General features: G+C 63.4%; 15 protein-coding genes and 1 tRNA gene. 7 read left to right on the forward strand and 9 right to left on the reverse strand.

The window, feature by feature from the left end:
• A complete protein-coding gene (locus ACZ5TB_RS07055; protein ID WP_464777833.1) occupies positions 1–633 on the reverse strand; it encodes a protein-L-isoaspartate O-methyltransferase family protein in 633 nt (210 codons plus the stop codon).
• A 189-nt stretch (positions 634–822) separates the two neighbouring features.
• Here ACZ5TB_RS07055 and ACZ5TB_RS07060 point away from each other — a divergent pair.
• Positions 823–896, forward strand: a tRNA-Cys gene (locus ACZ5TB_RS07060).
• An 8-nt stretch (positions 897–904) separates the two neighbouring features.
• Here the strand turns inward: ACZ5TB_RS07060 and ACZ5TB_RS07065 are convergent.
• Positions 905–1699, reverse strand: coding sequence for a sulfite exporter TauE/SafE family protein (locus tag ACZ5TB_RS07065; RefSeq protein WP_464777834.1), 795 nt, complete (start codon positions 1697–1699; stop codon positions 905–907).
• A 166-nt stretch (positions 1700–1865) separates the two neighbouring features.
• Between ACZ5TB_RS07065 and ACZ5TB_RS07070 the strand changes: the two genes are divergently transcribed.
• Entirely contained in the window at positions 1866–2540 is a 675-nt protein-coding gene (locus ACZ5TB_RS07070) for a glutathione S-transferase family protein (protein WP_196224182.1), read from the forward strand.
• A gap of 180 nt (positions 2541–2720) precedes the next feature.
• On the opposite strand, the gene ndk is transcribed toward ACZ5TB_RS07070, so the two are convergent.
• The 3 genes from ndk to ACZ5TB_RS07085 form a co-directional block, all read right to left on the reverse strand.
• On the reverse strand, positions 2721–3143 hold the full coding sequence (ndk, locus tag ACZ5TB_RS07075) for a nucleoside-diphosphate kinase (RefSeq protein ID WP_037461517.1): 423 nt from the start codon (positions 3141–3143) through the stop codon (positions 2721–2723).
• 90 nt (positions 3144–3233) lie between these two features.
• Entirely contained in the window at positions 3234–3671 is a 438-nt protein-coding gene (locus tag ACZ5TB_RS07080; protein ID WP_464790663.1) for a DNA polymerase III subunit chi, read from the reverse strand.
• Positions 3671–5116 carry a leucyl aminopeptidase gene (locus tag ACZ5TB_RS07085; RefSeq protein WP_464790664.1) on the reverse strand — a complete coding sequence of 482 codons (1446 nt, stop codon included), beginning with the start codon at positions 5114–5116 and terminating at the stop codon, positions 3671–3673. The genes ACZ5TB_RS07080 and ACZ5TB_RS07085 overlap by 1 nt, the downstream gene beginning before the upstream one ends.
• A gap of 225 nt (positions 5117–5341) precedes the next feature.
• Here ACZ5TB_RS07085 and ACZ5TB_RS07090 point away from each other — a divergent pair, with 225 nt between their 5' ends.
• The 5 genes from ACZ5TB_RS07090 to ACZ5TB_RS07110 all read left to right on the forward strand — a co-directional run bounded on the left by ACZ5TB_RS07090 (position 5342) and on the right by ACZ5TB_RS07110 (position 11925).
• A complete protein-coding gene (locus ACZ5TB_RS07090; protein WP_464790665.1) occupies positions 5342–7576 on the forward strand; it encodes an LPS-assembly protein LptD in 2235 nt (744 codons plus the stop codon).
• Between the two features lie 100 nt (positions 7577–7676).
• Positions 7677–9062 (forward strand): peptidylprolyl isomerase, encoded by a 1386-nt coding sequence (locus ACZ5TB_RS07095; RefSeq protein WP_464790666.1) that lies wholly within the window; start codon positions 7677–7679, stop codon positions 9060–9062.
• A complete protein-coding gene (pdxA, locus tag ACZ5TB_RS07100; protein WP_464790667.1) occupies positions 9040–10077 on the forward strand; it encodes a 4-hydroxythreonine-4-phosphate dehydrogenase PdxA in 1038 nt (345 codons plus the stop codon). Before ACZ5TB_RS07095 ends, pdxA begins: the two co-directional genes overlap by 23 nt.
• A complete protein-coding gene (gene rsmA / locus ACZ5TB_RS07105; RefSeq protein ID WP_464790668.1) occupies positions 10067–10915 on the forward strand; it encodes a 16S rRNA (adenine(1518)-N(6)/adenine(1519)-N(6))-dimethyltransferase RsmA in 849 nt (282 codons plus the stop codon). The genes pdxA and rsmA overlap by 11 nt, the downstream gene beginning before the upstream one ends.
• Positions 10916–11361: 446 nt before the next feature.
• Entirely contained in the window at positions 11362–11925 is a 564-nt protein-coding gene (locus ACZ5TB_RS07110; protein ID WP_464790669.1) for a DUF4349 domain-containing protein, read from the forward strand.
• Positions 11926–12238: 313 nt separating this feature from the next.
• Here ACZ5TB_RS07110 and ACZ5TB_RS07115 read toward each other — a convergent pair whose 3' ends face one another.
• The 4 genes from ACZ5TB_RS07115 to ACZ5TB_RS07130 all read right to left on the reverse strand — a co-directional run bounded on the left by ACZ5TB_RS07115 (position 12239) and on the right by ACZ5TB_RS07130 (position 15976).
• The gene (locus ACZ5TB_RS07115; protein WP_464790670.1) at positions 12239–12757 is read right to left on the reverse strand and encodes a tetratricopeptide repeat protein; all 519 of its coding nucleotides are present in this window, start codon (positions 12755–12757) and stop codon (positions 12239–12241) included.
• A gap of 77 nt (positions 12758–12834) precedes the next feature.
• Positions 12835–14010, reverse strand: a complete 1176-nt coding sequence (locus tag ACZ5TB_RS07120; protein ID WP_464790671.1) for an RsmB/NOP family class I SAM-dependent RNA methyltransferase — start codon at positions 14008–14010, stop codon at positions 12835–12837.
• Positions 14011–14022: 12 nt separating this feature from the next.
• Entirely contained in the window at positions 14023–15480 is a 1458-nt protein-coding gene (gene guaB / locus ACZ5TB_RS07125; protein ID WP_464790672.1) for an IMP dehydrogenase, read from the reverse strand.
• 145 nt (positions 15481–15625) lie between these two features.
• Positions 15626–15976: a hypothetical protein gene (locus tag ACZ5TB_RS07130; protein ID WP_464790673.1), complete on the reverse strand. Its 351-nt coding sequence runs from the start codon at positions 15974–15976 to the stop codon at positions 15626–15628.
• Positions 15977–16039 lie beyond the last annotated feature (63 nt).

Here is a 16039-nt window from a genome sequence, read left to right on the forward strand (position 1 = left end):
TTAAAAGACGAAACGCTCCGGCGCAGCAAAACCGGGCAGGACGACCATCTCAAGATCGGTCAGGCTGACAAGACCCAGAATGCCGGAAACCACCCGCCCGCTGCACAGGCGTGTGACGCCGCGCTCGACAAGACCCGTCACCACGCGCGCGCCATCCGCAAGCTGCTCGACAAGCGTCGCGGGCACTTCCTGCACCGCGCCATCTATAAAGAGGATGTCGTAGGGCGCACCCTGCGGAGCGCCCGCTTCCAACGGGCCGCGTACGACCGTGGCGCTATTGCCCGACAATTGCGGGCCATCCTCGGTCTCGACCGCTGTCACCTGGGCGCCAAGAGCGGCAAGAAGTGCCGCGCTATACCCCGTGGCCGCGCCGATGAGCAGAACGCGATCACCCTCCTCCACCTGCGCTTCCTTCAGCAGCCGTCCGGTGGCCAGCGGCGGATTAAGCGCGCGGCCGGAGGAAAGCGGAATCGAACGATCGACATAGGCCATGGCGCGCCGTTCAGCAGGCACGAAATCTTCCCGTGGCAGGCGCGCCATCACGGCGATCACCCGTGGGTCATCGACATCGCTGGTGCGAAGCTGGCTTTCGACCATGGCGGCCCGCATCGATGAAAAATTCTGCTCGGTCACGATACTACCTCGATTGGCATAACTGTATTGGTATGGCAATACAGCGCTGACATTATCGGGACCTCTAGATCACGCGACAAGCAACGCCAAGCGGCTTTCCACGCCCGTGAACGATAATCTTGGGATCAGCGAACATGGCCGCGCTTGACTTTACATCAAAAGCCGCACATTTGCGGCCACCCACGCCGAGGCCCGATGGCGGAGTGGTTACGCAGAGGACTGCAAATCCTTGCACGCCGGTTCGATTCCGGCTCGGGCCTCCAAAGCTGCCTTATCCTGCGATAAGGCGCCAGCCCACCAGAACCAGGATGATCGCCAGCAACGGCTGAAGCACGCGGTCTGATGCGCGCGTCGCCAGCAGCGATCCGATAATGATGCCCGGGATCGATCCGATCAACAGGTTGGCGAGCAGCATGCCGTTCACATGGCCAATCCACAGATGGCCCAGCCCCGCTGCCAAGGTCAACGGCACGGCATGAACAATATCCGTCGCCACCAACCGTTGCAGCCGCATGCGGAGCGGATAGAGCGCAAGGAGCAATGTCGCGCCGATCGCCCCCGCGCCCACGGAGGTCAGTGTTACCATCGCCCCCAGCAGCGCACCTGCCGCAACCGTCAGTGGAGGCTGCCAACGCGTAAAGCGATCGGCGGTACCAACGCGGCGAGCCAAGGCCCAACGGTGGAATCGCCCGCGTAGCATGGTCGCAATCGCCGTCATGATCAGGACGCCACCCAGCGCGCTCGTGACGACGCCGCTCTTGATCTGCTGCATATGCGTCTGGGAAAGGATCAACAGCGTGATCAGCGCGGCGGGGAGGCTGCCCAGGCACAGGCGCTTCACCACCTGATAATCCGGGCCACCATCTGGCCCGCCGTGACGGTGATGAATCGCACCGCCCACGGACTTGGTGATGGCCGCGAACCAGAGGTCGGTGCCGACCGCCGTCGCCGGTGCGACGCCGAACAGCAGGATTAGGATTGGCGCCATCAGCGACCCGCCGCCAACGCCCGTCATTCCGACCATGATTCCGACGAACAGGCCCGCTATTCCATGCAGCCAGTCCATAATTCCCCCCACTCGGCGTCAGTTCGCCGTCGCGCCATACGACGACGCCCATGATGCCGCCAAGCCCCGCACAAAGTATTTTCTACCAAAATAATATAGAAAGTGACTCGAATGCGCCGTCCGGTTGCTCTCGACACCCCTTCCTTCGCCCGTCTAAAGAAGGGCGATGATGAAGCTATTCATAGGCAACAAGGCATATTCCAGCTGGTCTCTGCGGGGCTGGCTCGCCTGCAAGCTCAGCGGGTTGCCGTTCGAGGAAGTCGTGGTCCCGCTTTATGATGAAGCCTGGGAAAGGCGGCGCGAAGGCGATGAATTCGCCCCTTCTTCGGGCAAGGTGCCCATATTGTGGGACGGCGACGACACCGTTGTCTGGGACAGTCTGGCAATCATCGAATATCTGAACGAGAAGGCTGGCGGCGACAAGTTCTGGCCCACCGACACGGCGGCGCGGGCGATGGCCCGGTCAATGGCGGCGGAAATGCATTCCAGCTTCGCGGCGCTGCGGCGCGAGCACAGCATGAACATCCGCCAGATTTACGACGCAGTGCCGCCATCCGAAGCTGTCGCGCAGGACATCGCCCGCATCATGCAGCTATGGGCACAGGCCCGGGCTCGCTATGGTGGCGTGGGCGATTTCCTGTTCGGCGAATTTGGCGCGGTGGACGTGATGTTCGCCCCGGTCGTGACGCGCTTCATAACCTATCAGCTGCCCGTCGCACGTTTTGCCGAAGCCTATATGCAGGCGGTCGTCAATCATCCCTGGATGCAGGAATGGATCGGCGGCGCACAGGCTGAGGAATGGGTGATCGATCGATTCGAAGCACCGCCCGTTTCGAATTGAGCTTGCGGCGGATTCGGTCTTGGGGGCCATTCCCTCTCCCCTTCAGGGGAGAGGGTGCCGAGCGCAGCGAAGGCGGGAGAGGGGCCTGAAAGGCGAAATCGCTCACCTTCTCCCTCCCAAAACAAAAAAAGGGCCGGCAGACTTGCGTCCCCGGCCCCTCTTTCATCCTGATCGATTAGATCAGCCGACGATTTCTTCGGGCTTGAAGAAATAGGCGATCTCGATCGCGGCATTTTCTTCGCTGTCCGAACCATGGACCGAGTTGGCTTCGATCGACTCGGCATATTCCTTGCGGATGGTGCCTTCGTCGGCGTTGGCCGGGTTGGTGGCGCCCATGATGTCGCGGTTGCGCTTCACGGCGTCTTCGCCTTCCAGAACCTGGACGACGACCGGGCCGGAAATCATGAAGGCCACCAGATCAGCGAAGAAAGGGCGTTCCTTGTGAACGGCATAGAAGCCTTCGGCCTGTTCGCGGCTCATGCGGATGCGCTTGGACGCGACGACGCGCAGGCCTGCTTCTTCCAGCTTCTTGGTCACGGCGCCGGTCAAGTTGCGGCGCGTGGCGTCAGGCTTGATGATCGAAAAGGTGCGGGTCACGGCCATAAGGCTCAAAAGCTCCGGATTGTTGGAATTGGCGCGCCCTTTAGACCGCGCCGCTCCGCACCGCAAGGGGGCGTCGATAGCCCCCCTTACTCACGGCCCCTGCACCCATTTCCCCTGCTCCTGCCGCCAGAAGCGGGGCGTCACCCCCTCCCGCTTCGATAGGGCACGCCAGCTTTCGCGCGCACCATCGACGGTCAGCGCGTCGAAAAAGTAGAAAGCCCTCTCGAAATCGAGCGCCTCCTCACGCCAGATACCATCGGCAATCGCGACATGCCGGGCGCCGTTCGTCGGGCTGCAATCTTGCGCCAGAAGTACCGGCTGCATCGCCTCGCTGCCCTCGCCCACCCGGCCGTGGGCAAGAAAGCTTTCCGGCGGCCCGTTCCACAGCCCAGCCGAAATGCGTTCAAGCTGCGCCACCTCCTGCGCGACTACCAGCAGCCGTTCCCCCAGGCCGAGTATGCGCGCCGCAATGGCGGGCAGCACCCGGTCCACAGGATCACGGCTAAGCTGGTAGAAATCGACCTGCATCAGCGCTCAAACTTGTCCGCCACCAGACGATCGATCAGGCGCACGCCATAGCCGGTCGCACCCTTGTCCCAGGTTGCGCCGGGTTTGTCGGCCCAGACCATGCCTGCAATGTCGAGATGCGCCCATTTGACCCCCTCATCGACGAATCGCTTGATGAACTGCGCGGCGGTGATCGATCCGGCATAGCGCGCGCCCATATTCTTCATGTCCGCGATCGGGCTATCGATCAGCTTGTTATAGGCATCGCCCAGCGGAAAGCGCCAAAGCTGGTCGCCTGCCGCCTTGCCAGCAGCGAGCAGGTCCTCGGCAAGCCCTTCGTCATTGGCGAACAGTCCGCCATATTGATCGCCCAACGCCACGATCATCGCGCCGGTCAGGGTGGCAAGATCAATGACAACTTCAGGCGAATAGGTTTTCTGCGCCCAGGTGATGACGTCGCACAGCACCAGCCGCCCTTCGGCATCGGTGTTGATGACCTCGATCGTCTGGCCCGACATGGAGGTCACGATGTCGCCAGGCCGCTGCGCGTTGCCGTCCGGCATGTTTTCCACAAGACCGCAAACGCCGATGACGCGCGCCTTCGCCTTGCGCCCCGCGAGCGCCTTCATCGCGCCCGCGACCGCGCCTGCGCCGCCCATGTCCCACTTCATGTCTTCCATGCCCGCGCCGGGCTTCAACGAAATGCCGCCGGTATCAAAGGTCACGCCCTTGCCGACAAAGACGATGGGCTTGTCGCCCGCGCCGCCAGTGCCATCCCATTCCATCGCCAGCAGGCGGGGCTCGCGCACCGACCCCTGCGCCACGCCGAGCAACGCACCCATGCCCAGTTCCGCCATCGCCGCCTTGTCGAGGACGGTAACCTTGACGCCCAGCTGCTCCAGATGACGACAGCGTTCGACGAAGCTTTCCGGATACAGGATGTTCGCAGGTTCAGAGACCAGCTCGCGCGTGAAGCTGACGCCATCGGCCACCGCCGCCAGCCGCTGCCAGTGCGCGTCCGCGTCATTCGCCACGACCGACAGCTTCATCAATGTCGGCTTTGTCTTTTCCGGCTGTCGGGTGCGATAGGTGTCTATCCGCCAGGCACGCAGGGATGCGCCAAAGGCAAAATGGGCCGCCATATCGCCAGTCGTGCCGCCGAAAAATTCCACCGCGGCATGGCTCGCCCCGCTCGTCAACAGGCGCGCAGTCAGTGCCGCGCCCGCCCGTTCATAATCCGCCTCGCTCCCGCTGCCGGTGCCGACGAGAACGATGCGCAGCACCTTGCCGCCTTCTTCGGCAAAGCTTTCAAAGCTTCCGCCCGCCTCACCCGTGAAGCGCGCCGCCGCCGCACCCGCCGCCAGAGTAGGCGCCGCCGCGATGGGCAAGGCATCGAAACCGCCCTTGGGAACGGCAAAGACCAGCGTGTCGGCGTCGGGACGCACCGGGGTGAATGCGATTTCCATCAAGGGTCCTTCTTCTGCTTTTCTGATCGTAGGGCGCTAGGAGCGCTCCATGCCAGATAATGTCGCTTGCCCCATCTGGCAAAGCCGTTCGACCGATTTCCGGCAAAAGAAGCGTGACGAAAGATTGCGGCGCGCGCAAAGCAATGCGATAGGCGGGCAACGAAGCGCCCCTGAAGAGGCACGATCCCCTTGCATAATTTTCCCCCTTCCTCGCGTCTGAAACATATGCTGGCCGCAAGCGCGGCACTCGCCTGCATGGGCGGGATGCCACATGCCTTCGCGCAGGAACTGCAATCACCGCCGACACCAGTGAGCGCGCCGGACGCGCCTGTACCTGCGACCGACGAAGAAATCGGCTTTGCGGCGGACGCCCTGGAATATGACAATAATACGGAAATCGTGACGGCCACCGGCAATGTCCAGCTGCTGCGCCAGGGCAACCGGCTGCGCGCGGACAAGGTCGTGTGGAACCGCAGCACGGGGCAGGTGGAAGCGCGCGGCAATGTCTCGGCGACCGATCCTGAAGGCAATATCGCTTATGGCGACCGCTTCCAGGTGACCGACACGCTGAAGGACGGCACGGTCGAAAACATGCTGTTGGTGCTTCAGTCGGGCGGCCGATTGGCGGCGGTGCAGGGCGTTCGGGTGAACGGCGTCTATACGCTGCACAAGGCCGCTTATACCGGCTGCCGCGTGGAGGACAGCGACGGCTGCCCCAAGGAACCCACCTGGCAGATCAAGGCGGTCAAGGTCGTCTACGACCCCGTCGCCGCCCGCGTGCGATACCGCAACGCCAGCGTGGAAGTGTTCGGCCTGCCGCTCATTCCGCTGCCCGGCTTTTCGCACCCTGTCGGTGATACGGGCGGCACGGGGCTGTTGGTGCCAAATCTTCGCTACGACCGGAATAACGGCGTTGAAGTCGCCCTGCCCTATTACATCAAACTGGCGCCTAACCGCGACCTGACGATCACGCCGCACGTCTATTCCAAGACGCTGCCGATGCTGGAGGCGAATTTCCGCCATCGCTGGGACCGTGGCGCCTATCAGATCACCGGCTACGCCACCCATGCGCGGCGGATCGACGCCAGCAGCTCCCTGCCCAGCTCCACCGGGCCAGCAGGATCGGAAAAGGATTTTCGCGGCTATCTGGATGCCAGCGGCGCCATGCAGTTGACGCCGGAATGGAGCGTCAACGGATCGCTCCGCGTGGCGAGCGACCGCACCTTCCTTCGCCGCTACGACATCAGCCGCGACGATCGACTGCGTTCGACCCTGGGCGCCCAGCGCATCGGCGAGAACAGCTATTTCTCCATCGCTGGCTGGGCCGTCCAGACGCTGCGCCTTGGCGATCCGCAGGGGCAAACGCCGATCGCGCTGCCCGTGATCGACTATCGCCTGCGCCTGATCGACCCGCTGCTCGGCGGCCGGATTCAGTTTCAGGCAAACAGCCTCGCGATCACCCGCACCCACGGCCAGGATACGCAGCGCGCCTTCGCTGCCTTTGAATGGAACCTGCGCAAGCTGACGGGCATGGGTCAGGAGGTGAATTTCACCACCTATCTTCGCGGCGACGTCTATCACAGCAGCGACAATCTGCAGAACAACATCGCCCGCTATGCCGGCGATCCCGGCTGGCAGGCGCGCGGCATCGCCGCAGCCGCGATCGACGTCCGTTGGCCCTTCATGGGTGAGGCATTCGGCGGGGTTCAGCGGATCGCCCCCCGCGTGCAGATCGTAGCAGCGCCCCGGCTGGCAAATCTTTCGCTACCCAATGAAGACGCGCGCGCCATCGATCTGGAGGACAGCAACCTCTTCGCGCTCAATCGCTTCGCAGGCTATGACCGGTTCGAAGATTCGACCCGCATCACCTACGGTCTGGAATATAGCCTCTCCCTGCCCGGCTTTTCGCTGGAAAGCGTGGTCGGCCAGAGCTACCGCCTCAACAGTCGCGAGAGCATCCTGCCCGACGGCACCGGCCTTTCCGATCGCATGTCCGACATCGTCGGCCGCACGACCGTGCGCTTCCGCGATTTCGTCAGCCTTATCCACCGTTTCCGACTGGACAAGGACGGACTGCACGTACGCCGCAACGAAATCGACGCGACGATCGGCAGTCGCAAGACCTATGCCATGGTCGGTTATCTCCGGCTCAACCGGAACGCCGCGCCGGGGCTTGAGGATCTGCAGGACCGCGAGGAACTGCGTTTCGGCGGCCGTGTGCAATTCGCCCGCTTCTGGTCCGTTTTCGGGTCCACCGTCGTCGATCTGACCGACAAGAAGGAAGACCTAGGCAGCGCCGCCGATGGCTACGAACCCGTCCGTCACCGGCTCGGCATCGCCTATCAGGATGACTGTCTGACGCTGGGCCTGACGTGGCGCCGCGATTATCTGGCCGCCGGTGATGCGCGAAAGGGCAACAGCTTCCAACTACGGCTGGCTTTTCGGAATATCGGCATATAAGGATCACCCTTCCCGTTCAGGACCGGTTCTGGCCGCTCAGGACCGGTTAAGGCGGACCGGCGCATCACGCGCCGGACCGTAATGGAGAGTTTTGTCGACGATGCAGCCTGTCGTTTTCCCGCCTTCCCGCCTTGGACAATCGCTTCGGACCAGCGCGCGCGCTCTGCTCCTGTCCTCCATCCTGTTGGGATCGATCGGCAGCCCTGTCGCCGCCCAGACCGTCAATGACGATGAAGGGGTCGCCGCGCAGCAGTTGAACCTGCCCAAGGACGTGACCGTCTTTGGCAAAAGCGATCCCAATGTCCGCAAGGCTACAGCCATCGTCAACGGCCGCATCATCACCGGCACCGACGTGGATCAGCGCCTGGCGCTCATCCTCGCGGCAAATGGTGGCAAGGTGTCGCCAGAGGAACGGGAGCGGCTGCGCGTGCAGGTGCTGCGCAACCTCATCGACGAGACGCTTCAGATTCAGGAAGCCGCCGCCCACGACATCAAGATCGACAAGTCAGAAATCGACCAGAGCTATGAGCGTGTCGCGGCGAACTTCAAGCAGTCGCCCGCCCAGTTCGACCAATATCTGCGCGCTCAGGGTAGCGCGCCCGCCAGCATCAGGCGTCAGATCGAGGGCGAGCTGGCATGGAGCCGCCTGCTCCGCCGCAACATTCAGCCCTTCGTCAACGTCTCCGCAGACGAGGTGAAGTCGGTCGTCGATCGCATGAACGCGGCCAAGGGCAGCGACGAATATCGCATCGGTGAGATCTACCTGTCGGCAACGCCCGAAAATGAGGCGCAGATCGTCTCGAATGCCCGCAACATCATCGAACAGATCAAGCAGGGCGGCAGCTTCGCCGCCTACGCCCGCCAGTTTTCCGAAGCATCGACGGCTGCGGTCGGCGGCGACCTTGGGTGGGTTCGCCCGGCGCAGTTGCCCGATGAACTGGCCAAGGCCGCCAATGAGATGCAGGTCGGGCAGCTCGCTGGCCCCATCCCCGTTCCGGGCGGCATCTCCGTCATCTATGTCATGGACAAGCGCAAGGTGCTGACCGCTGACCCGCGCGACTCTCTGCTCAGCCTCAAGCAATTGTCGATCAGCTTCCCGCCCGGCACGACCAAGGAGCAAGCGAGTGCCAAGGCGGCCAGCTTCGCCGCGCAGATCAAGACGATCAAGGGATGCGGCCAGGCGAATGAACTGGGTGGCAAGATCGGCGCCGATGTCGTGGACAATGACAATGTGAAGGTCCGCGACCTGCCGCCGCAGTTGCAGGAAATCCTCCTCGGCCTGCAGGTTGGTGAAGCGACCCCTCCCTTTGGCTCGGTCAATGACGGCGTGCGCGTTCTCGTCGTTTGCGGCCGCGATGAAGCAAGCAACGCCGCCGCGCCGAACGCCGAACAGATCATGGCTCAGCTGGAGGAAGAACGGGTCAACAAGCGCGCCCGCATCTATCTGCGTGACCTTCGCCGCGATGCCATCATCGACTATAACTGATCCAGCCTCGGCTCGACCGGAGCTGGCACCTTTTGCCGTCCCGCTGGGCGACCCGGCGGGGATCGGCCCGGAAATCGTAGCAAAAAGCTGGGTGATGCGCGAAGCGCGCGGATTGCCCACTTTTTTCGCCGTGGGTGACACGGCATCCTTGCGCCGGGTCTGGTCCGGCCCTGTCGCGCCCATAGCCACACCGCAAGAGGCAGCGGCGCTGTTCGATACCGCGCTTCCCTGCCTCCAGGTCGCCGACGCCGGTGACATCGTGCCGGGCTCCCCCAGCATCGACGGTGCGCGCACTGCGTTTCAGGCACTGGAAGTGGCGGTCGGCCTCGCCCGCACCGAATCGGCCGCCGGGATCGTCACCGCCCCTGTCGGCAAAGAGCAGCTTTACGGCGTCGGCTTCACCCATCCCGGCCAGACCGAGTTCATCGCCGAACGTTGCGGCGTAGCCCCCCACAATGCGGTGATGATGCTCGCAGGTCCTTCATTGAAGGTCGTGCCCATCACCATCCATATCCCGCTGGCAGAGGTCGCCTCGGCCCTGACCATCGACCTGATCCGCGCCCGCGCCATGACCACGGTCAAGGGATTGCAGCGCAATTTCGGCATCCCGCGCCCACGCATCGTCGTCGCCGGACTCAACCCCCATGCGGGTGAGGGCGGCGCGCTGGGCCGGGAAGAAATCGACATCATCAGTCCCGCGATCGAATCGCTACGGGCGGAAGGAATGGACATTGTCGGCCCCCTTTCAGCCGATGGCCTGTTCCACGCCCGCGCCCGCGAAACCTACGATGCGGTGCTGTGCATGTATCACGACCAGGCGCTGATCCCGCTCAAGACGCTGCATTTCGATGAGGGCGTCAACATCACGCTCGGCCTGCCGATCGTGCGCACCTCGCCCGACCACGGCACCGCCTTCGGCATTGCCGGAACGGACAGCGCAAACCCCGGCGCGATGATGGCCGCGCTCAAGATGGCGGCGGAATCTGCGCGATCGCGGTTAAGCCATGGGGGCTGATACGCGGCCGGTCCTGCCGCCGTTGCGTGAAGTCATCGCGGCGCACGGCCTGCAAGCGAGCAAGGCGCTCGGCCAGAACTTCCTGCTCGACGAACAGCTGCTCGATCGCATTGCCGCCATCCCCGGATCACTGACGGATCAGCCCGCGTTCGAGGTCGGACCCGGCCCCGGCGGCCTGACCCGCGCGATCCTGCGAGCCGGAGCACGGCTGGTCGCTGTCGAACGGGATCGCCGTTGCCTGCCCGCCCTTGCTGAATTGTCCGATGCCTTCCCCGGCCAGTTGCGCGTCATATCCGGCGACGCCATGCAGGTGGACGCGCACGCCGAAGCTGGCGAACATGCCCACATCATAGCCAACCTGCCTTATAACGTCGGCACCGCCCTGCTGATCGGCTGGCTGTCTACGGAATGGAAGCCGCTGCCCTGGTGGTCCTCCCTGACGCTCATGTTCCAGATGGAAGTCGCCGAACGCATCGTCGCAAAACCGGGCGGCGACCATTATGGCCGTCTCGCCGTCCTGTCCCAGTGGCGCAGCGACGCCCGGATCGCCATGAAGGTCCACCGCAGCGCCTTCACCCCGCCCCCCAAAGTCATGTCCGCCGTGGTCCACATCACGCCCAAAGCAGCGCCAGAGGGCGTGCAGCTCAAACATCTCGAACGCCTCACCGCCGCCGCCTTCGGCCAACGCCGCAAGATGCTGCGCCAAAGCCTCAAAGGTCTACCGGGAGCACTCGATGCGCTGGACCAAGTCGGCATAGATCCCCAGAGGCGGGCCGAAACGGTGAGCGTGGAGGAATTTGTTGAAGTGGCGCGTGTAATGGGAGGGGGCGGATCATAGATCTGTTGGGGGTGGATTTCAGACAGTCTGCCTAAAGCGGAAGATTGGCACAGAAGCAGACCATCAAAACCAATAGATGGGTTCCTAAATGACGCGATTTGGCATAGGCGTTCCTGTCTGGGGGGAGATGGACGATGCGACGGAATGTAGTTCTACTTGGGGTAGCCTTGCTCGCTTCGTGCGGAAGCAAGCCTCAGGACATGAAGTCTTCGGAAATGCTCAATTTGCCCCAAATTGCGGCTGAACCTGCACCGAGTATACCGAACTCGGCCACGACCATAGCAGGGCCTAGCATTGCCTACAGCTATACGGTCACCTACACATTCGACCGACGAACTGTCGCAAAGGTACAGGGGCGGCAAATCGCACTTTGTCGACGGCTCGGACCCCAACGATGTCTGGTCGTAAAATCGACGCTCAATACTCCGGGACCGTATGACCACTTCGTGACAGATGAGGCGATACTCTTAGTCGATGCCCGGATAACCAATGAGATAAACCCGCAACTCGACGCGATCGCTATCGCGGACGGGGCAACGCTGTCCAACCGACAGGTCGAGGCAGAAGATGTGACGCGACAGGTCATAGACACAGACGCGCGGGTACGTGCCAAGCAAGCACTCGCAGAAAGGCTGCTGGCTATCATCCAGTCCGGTAACGGTAAGGTGGGCGAGTTGGTGGAAGCCGAGCGCGCCTATGCTTCTACGCAAGAGGAATTGGACAGCGCTCGCACGGAGCAAGCCAGCCTTGCGCAGCGGGTTGCAATGTCGCGAATCTCCATCAGTTACGCCTTCAATGATACGCCGGGACGCGGCTCTCCCATTCGCACCAGCATTGCCCAGGCCCGCGAGACGCTCAGCACGAGTATCGCCGCCCTTTTAACCGCTATCGTTGCCGCTCTGCCCTGGCTTGTCGCAGGAGCGATTGCAATTGGGCTGGTCCGGTGGATACGTCGGAAAATGGGTTGGCGCTGGCCCAGGCGGACACGATCCGTTCTGCCCCCAGCTTGATCGGGGCATTCCATCACCAGCCACCGCTTTCAGTACTCCTGTCGTGGTCGACTACCGACCTGAGTAGCTCGCCCCTCTCCATCCGGAAGGCCGCCTATGGAGCGCAGCGCCTCACAATCGGCGCCGTCGATACTGGCGAGGGTGGATTTCAGTCATCCCCCCTCCCGCAAGCGGGAGGGGGTTAGGGGGTGGGCCAGCGCAACGCCCGACCTTATTCTTCAGCGGCACACCCGCAGGCTCGCTTCGCCCGCGCCTATCGACAACCCCTCCCACCTACGGGAGGGAATGTCATGCGTAACCCCTTCAAGAAGCTTCAAGGCGTCTCGGTCTCCACCGCCTTCGGCACTACGACAGCATCCTTCGCACTCAGCACCGTCGCAGGCGGCCCCTTCTGGATCGCGGCGGCGAGCTTGCCGACAGCTGCGCAGTCCGACTTGCATGCGCTCTGCGCCTGGGCGAGATTTTCCTTTGCCTTGGCGATCGCGCCCTTCTCGACCATCGCCTCGCCCTGCCCGACCAGTGCATGCACATCATTCGGGTCGAGCAACAGCGCCTCGCGATAGAGGCGGATGGCCTTGCCCTGAAGGCCCTGCGCGCGCGCCACCTCAGCCAGTTCAATATAGGCTGAGCGATTACGCGGATCGACCGCAAGCGCCGTTTCCAGCGCATCGTTCGCCGCACTGAAATTTCCTGCCCGGCGCGCAGTGACGCCCGCCTGCTGCCATTCGATAGACAAAGGCGAAATCTGGGCATCCGGGCGCTGCGTCAAACCGGCGCTCGACACGCTGGTCAACAGGACGGCAAGGGCGATCGAAGCAGGGGTAAAACGCATGCACAACTCCAGCCATGTTTCAGGCGTTGATTCTGCCCGAGTGTCGTCATTTTGCTGGGGCTTGTCCATCGCCTCTTTCATGCACCGCGCCGAAGCCGGGCGAAATAGAAACCGTCCGTCGCGTCATGGCCCGGCGTCAGCAAACGGCCATGCCCATGCGCCCGCCCTGCCATAATCGGGATTGCCTCAGCTCTCCATCCCTCATGGCGATCAAGAAACGCCTGGACCTGCCCTGCGCCCTCCTGATCCGTCAGCGCGCAGGTCGCGTAAACAAGCACTCCCCCGGGCGCCACCAGCGGCGCCGCGAAGTCCAATATGCGCGCCTGCTCGCGCACCAGCCGCTCCAGCCGCGCGGGTGTCAGGCGCCAGCGAGCCTCGGGATTACGCCGCCAGGTCCCGGTCCCGGAACAGGGCGCATCGACAAGCACGACGTCGGCCCGCTCCTGCAGGCTCTCCAGCCCGCGCGCCTCATGTCCCTGATCCAGCAGCAATGTCTGAATGAAGGTTGCCCCCGCCCGCTCGGCTCGCGGGTCGAGGCGCGAGAGGCGCGAGCGGATCGTGTCCGCCGCGATCAGCGCCCCTTGTCCGGCCATCGCCGCCGCAAGCGCCAGCGTCTTGCCGCCCGCTCCCGCGCAAAGGTCGATGACAGTCATGCCGGGCGTAGCGCCGCAAGCCGCCGAAATGAGCTGGCTGCCCGCATCCTGCACCTCGACCAGCCCCTGCTTCCATGCATCGCTCTGCTCGACCGGCCAGCCCTCCGGCAGGCGCAGCGCGTCTGGCAAGCCGTCGATCGGCACCGCTTCAGGAAATAGCGGCGCGACCTTCTCCGCCGTCGCTTTCAGCCGGTTCACCCGCAAATCCACGGGCGCCCGGCCGAGCAATTCCTCCTGCTCCACAGGCGCTGCAAACAGCGGCTTAAGCCAAGCGGGCACCCCCCCGGCTATCGCACCCACCTCATCGGCAAGGATGGGCGCAGGTCCATGCGGCGATCCGTCGAACAGAGCCGCGATATCCGGCCGCTCCAGCGCCAGTCCGATCATTGCCGCACGGCCATTTTCCGGCCGTTCCGCAGCCCGGCGCACCGCGTCATAGACATGATCGCGCACCGCCCGCCGGTCGCGTGAACCGGCATAGCGCCGTTCCTTGAAATAGCGTGCGATCAACGTATCGGCAGCCGGTCCACCATCGCGCGCCGAAGCGATGATGGCGTCCAGCAGCTCGATCGCGGCCTGAACACGCGCGGAGGGGGTCACCCCGCCCTAGCCTCAGCGAGTAGGATAGTTGGGCGCTTCCCGCGTGATGGTCACGTCATGGACATGGCTTTCGGACAGGCCCGCATTGGTGATCCGGACGAAGCGGGCGCGCTCCTGAAGATCCTTGATCGTGCGGCTGCCGGTGTAGCCCATCGCCGCCTTCACGCCGCCGACGAGCTGATGGATGACGTCCTTCGCAGGCCCCTTGAACGGCACCTGTCCTTCAATCCCTTCGGGCACCAGCTTCATCTGATCCTTGATGTCCGCCTGGAAATAGCGGTCGGCCGAGCCCCGCGCCATCGCGCCGACGCTACCCATGCCGCGATAACTCTTGTAAGCGCGACCCTGATAGAGGAAGGTTTCGCCCGGCGCTTCGGCCGTACCCGCCAGCAACGAACCGACCATGACGCAGCCCGCGCCCGCCGCGAGCGCCTTTGCCACATCACCCGACGTACGAAGCCCCCCGTCAGCGATCACCGGAACGCCATGCTTTGCCGCTTCATTGGCGGAATCCATGACCGCAGTCAGCTGCGGCACGCCCACGCCCGCCACCACGCGCGTGGTGCAGATGGAGCCAGGCCCGATGCCGACCTTCACGCAGTCCGCCCCGGCGTCGATCAAAGCCTTGGTCGCTTCGGCCGTCGCAACATTGCCCGCCACGACCTGAACATGGTTGGAAAGACGCTTCACCGCCTCGACCGCGACCGCGACCTGCTTGCTATGGCCGTGCGCGGTATCGATGACGATCAGGTCGCATTCGGCGTCGATCAGCGCCTCGCTGCGCTCCAGGCCCTTGTCACCCACTGTAGTGGCGGCGGCGACCCGCAGGCGGCCCGAACCATCCTTGGTCGCCTGCGGATAGGTGACAGCCTTTTCGATGTCCTTGACCGTGATCAGGCCGACGCAATGATAGTCGTCATCAACCACCAGCAGCTTTTCGATCCGCCGCTGGTGCAGCAGGCGCTGAGCTTCCTCCTGGCCGACGCCAGCCTTGACCGTGGCAAGATTATCCTTGGTCATCAGTTCGCTGACAGGCTGATTGGGGTTTTCCGCGAAGCGCGTGTCGCGGTGGGTGAGGATGCCGACCAGCTTGCCACTGTTCTCAACGACCGGAATGCCGCTGATCCGGTGCCGCTCCATCAACATCTGCGCGTCAGCAAGGGTAGCGCGGGGCGTGATCGTGATAGGGTTCACCACCATGCCGCTCTCAAAGCGCTTGACCGCACGCACCGCATCCGCCTGCTCTTCGATCGACAAATTGCGGTGCAGAACGCCGATACCGCCCAGCTGCGCCATCACGATCGCCATGTCCGCTTCCGTCACCGTGTCCATCGCAGAGGACAGGACCGGAATGTTCAGCTTGATCTGCTTGGTCACATAGGTGCTGGTGTCCGCCTGGCTGGGCAGCACATCGGACTCGCCGGGCTGCAACAGCACGTCGTCAAAGGTGAGGCCGAGGCGGATGTCCATGTGAAAGCCACTTTCTATTTGCGCGACCTGGCGGGGGATCGCTGGGGATTCGTGGCGGCCCATGTAACCATTAACCAGCGAAACGGCCAGACCTTAGGCGCATTTTGTTGCTGGGCGCCTCACGGCACAGAAGGACGGGCGCTTTTCAGGATTTAGCGGCGGCACCCACAAGCCGATCCAACCATGCCTGCGCCTGCTTCGGCTCCCCAACAGCCTGTGAACTGACCGGGCCGCGCGACGCAAGAAACTCCCGTTGCAACTCGAACGGCGGCATCAACAGTTGCTCCCGCGCCTGGTCGATGGCTTCCCCGATTTCCGCCAACTGTTCGATGACCGGAGCGATCGCGGCGCGGCTTGCCCGGTCCTCCTTATGCCCGAACAGGCCCCATTTCCCCGAAGCAGTCACGCGCAATGCGTCGATGAGCTTCTCGGTATATTCCGCCTCCAGTTCCAAACGGCGGGTGTCCAGGCGTTCCAGTCGGTCAGCTTTTGCCATGACAATCCCTATCTCACCACGATGAGATAGCCGCAAACAAAAAGGGCGCCGCCCAACGGCAGC

Source organism: Sphingobium sp. TomTYG74, from assembly GCF_055393875.1.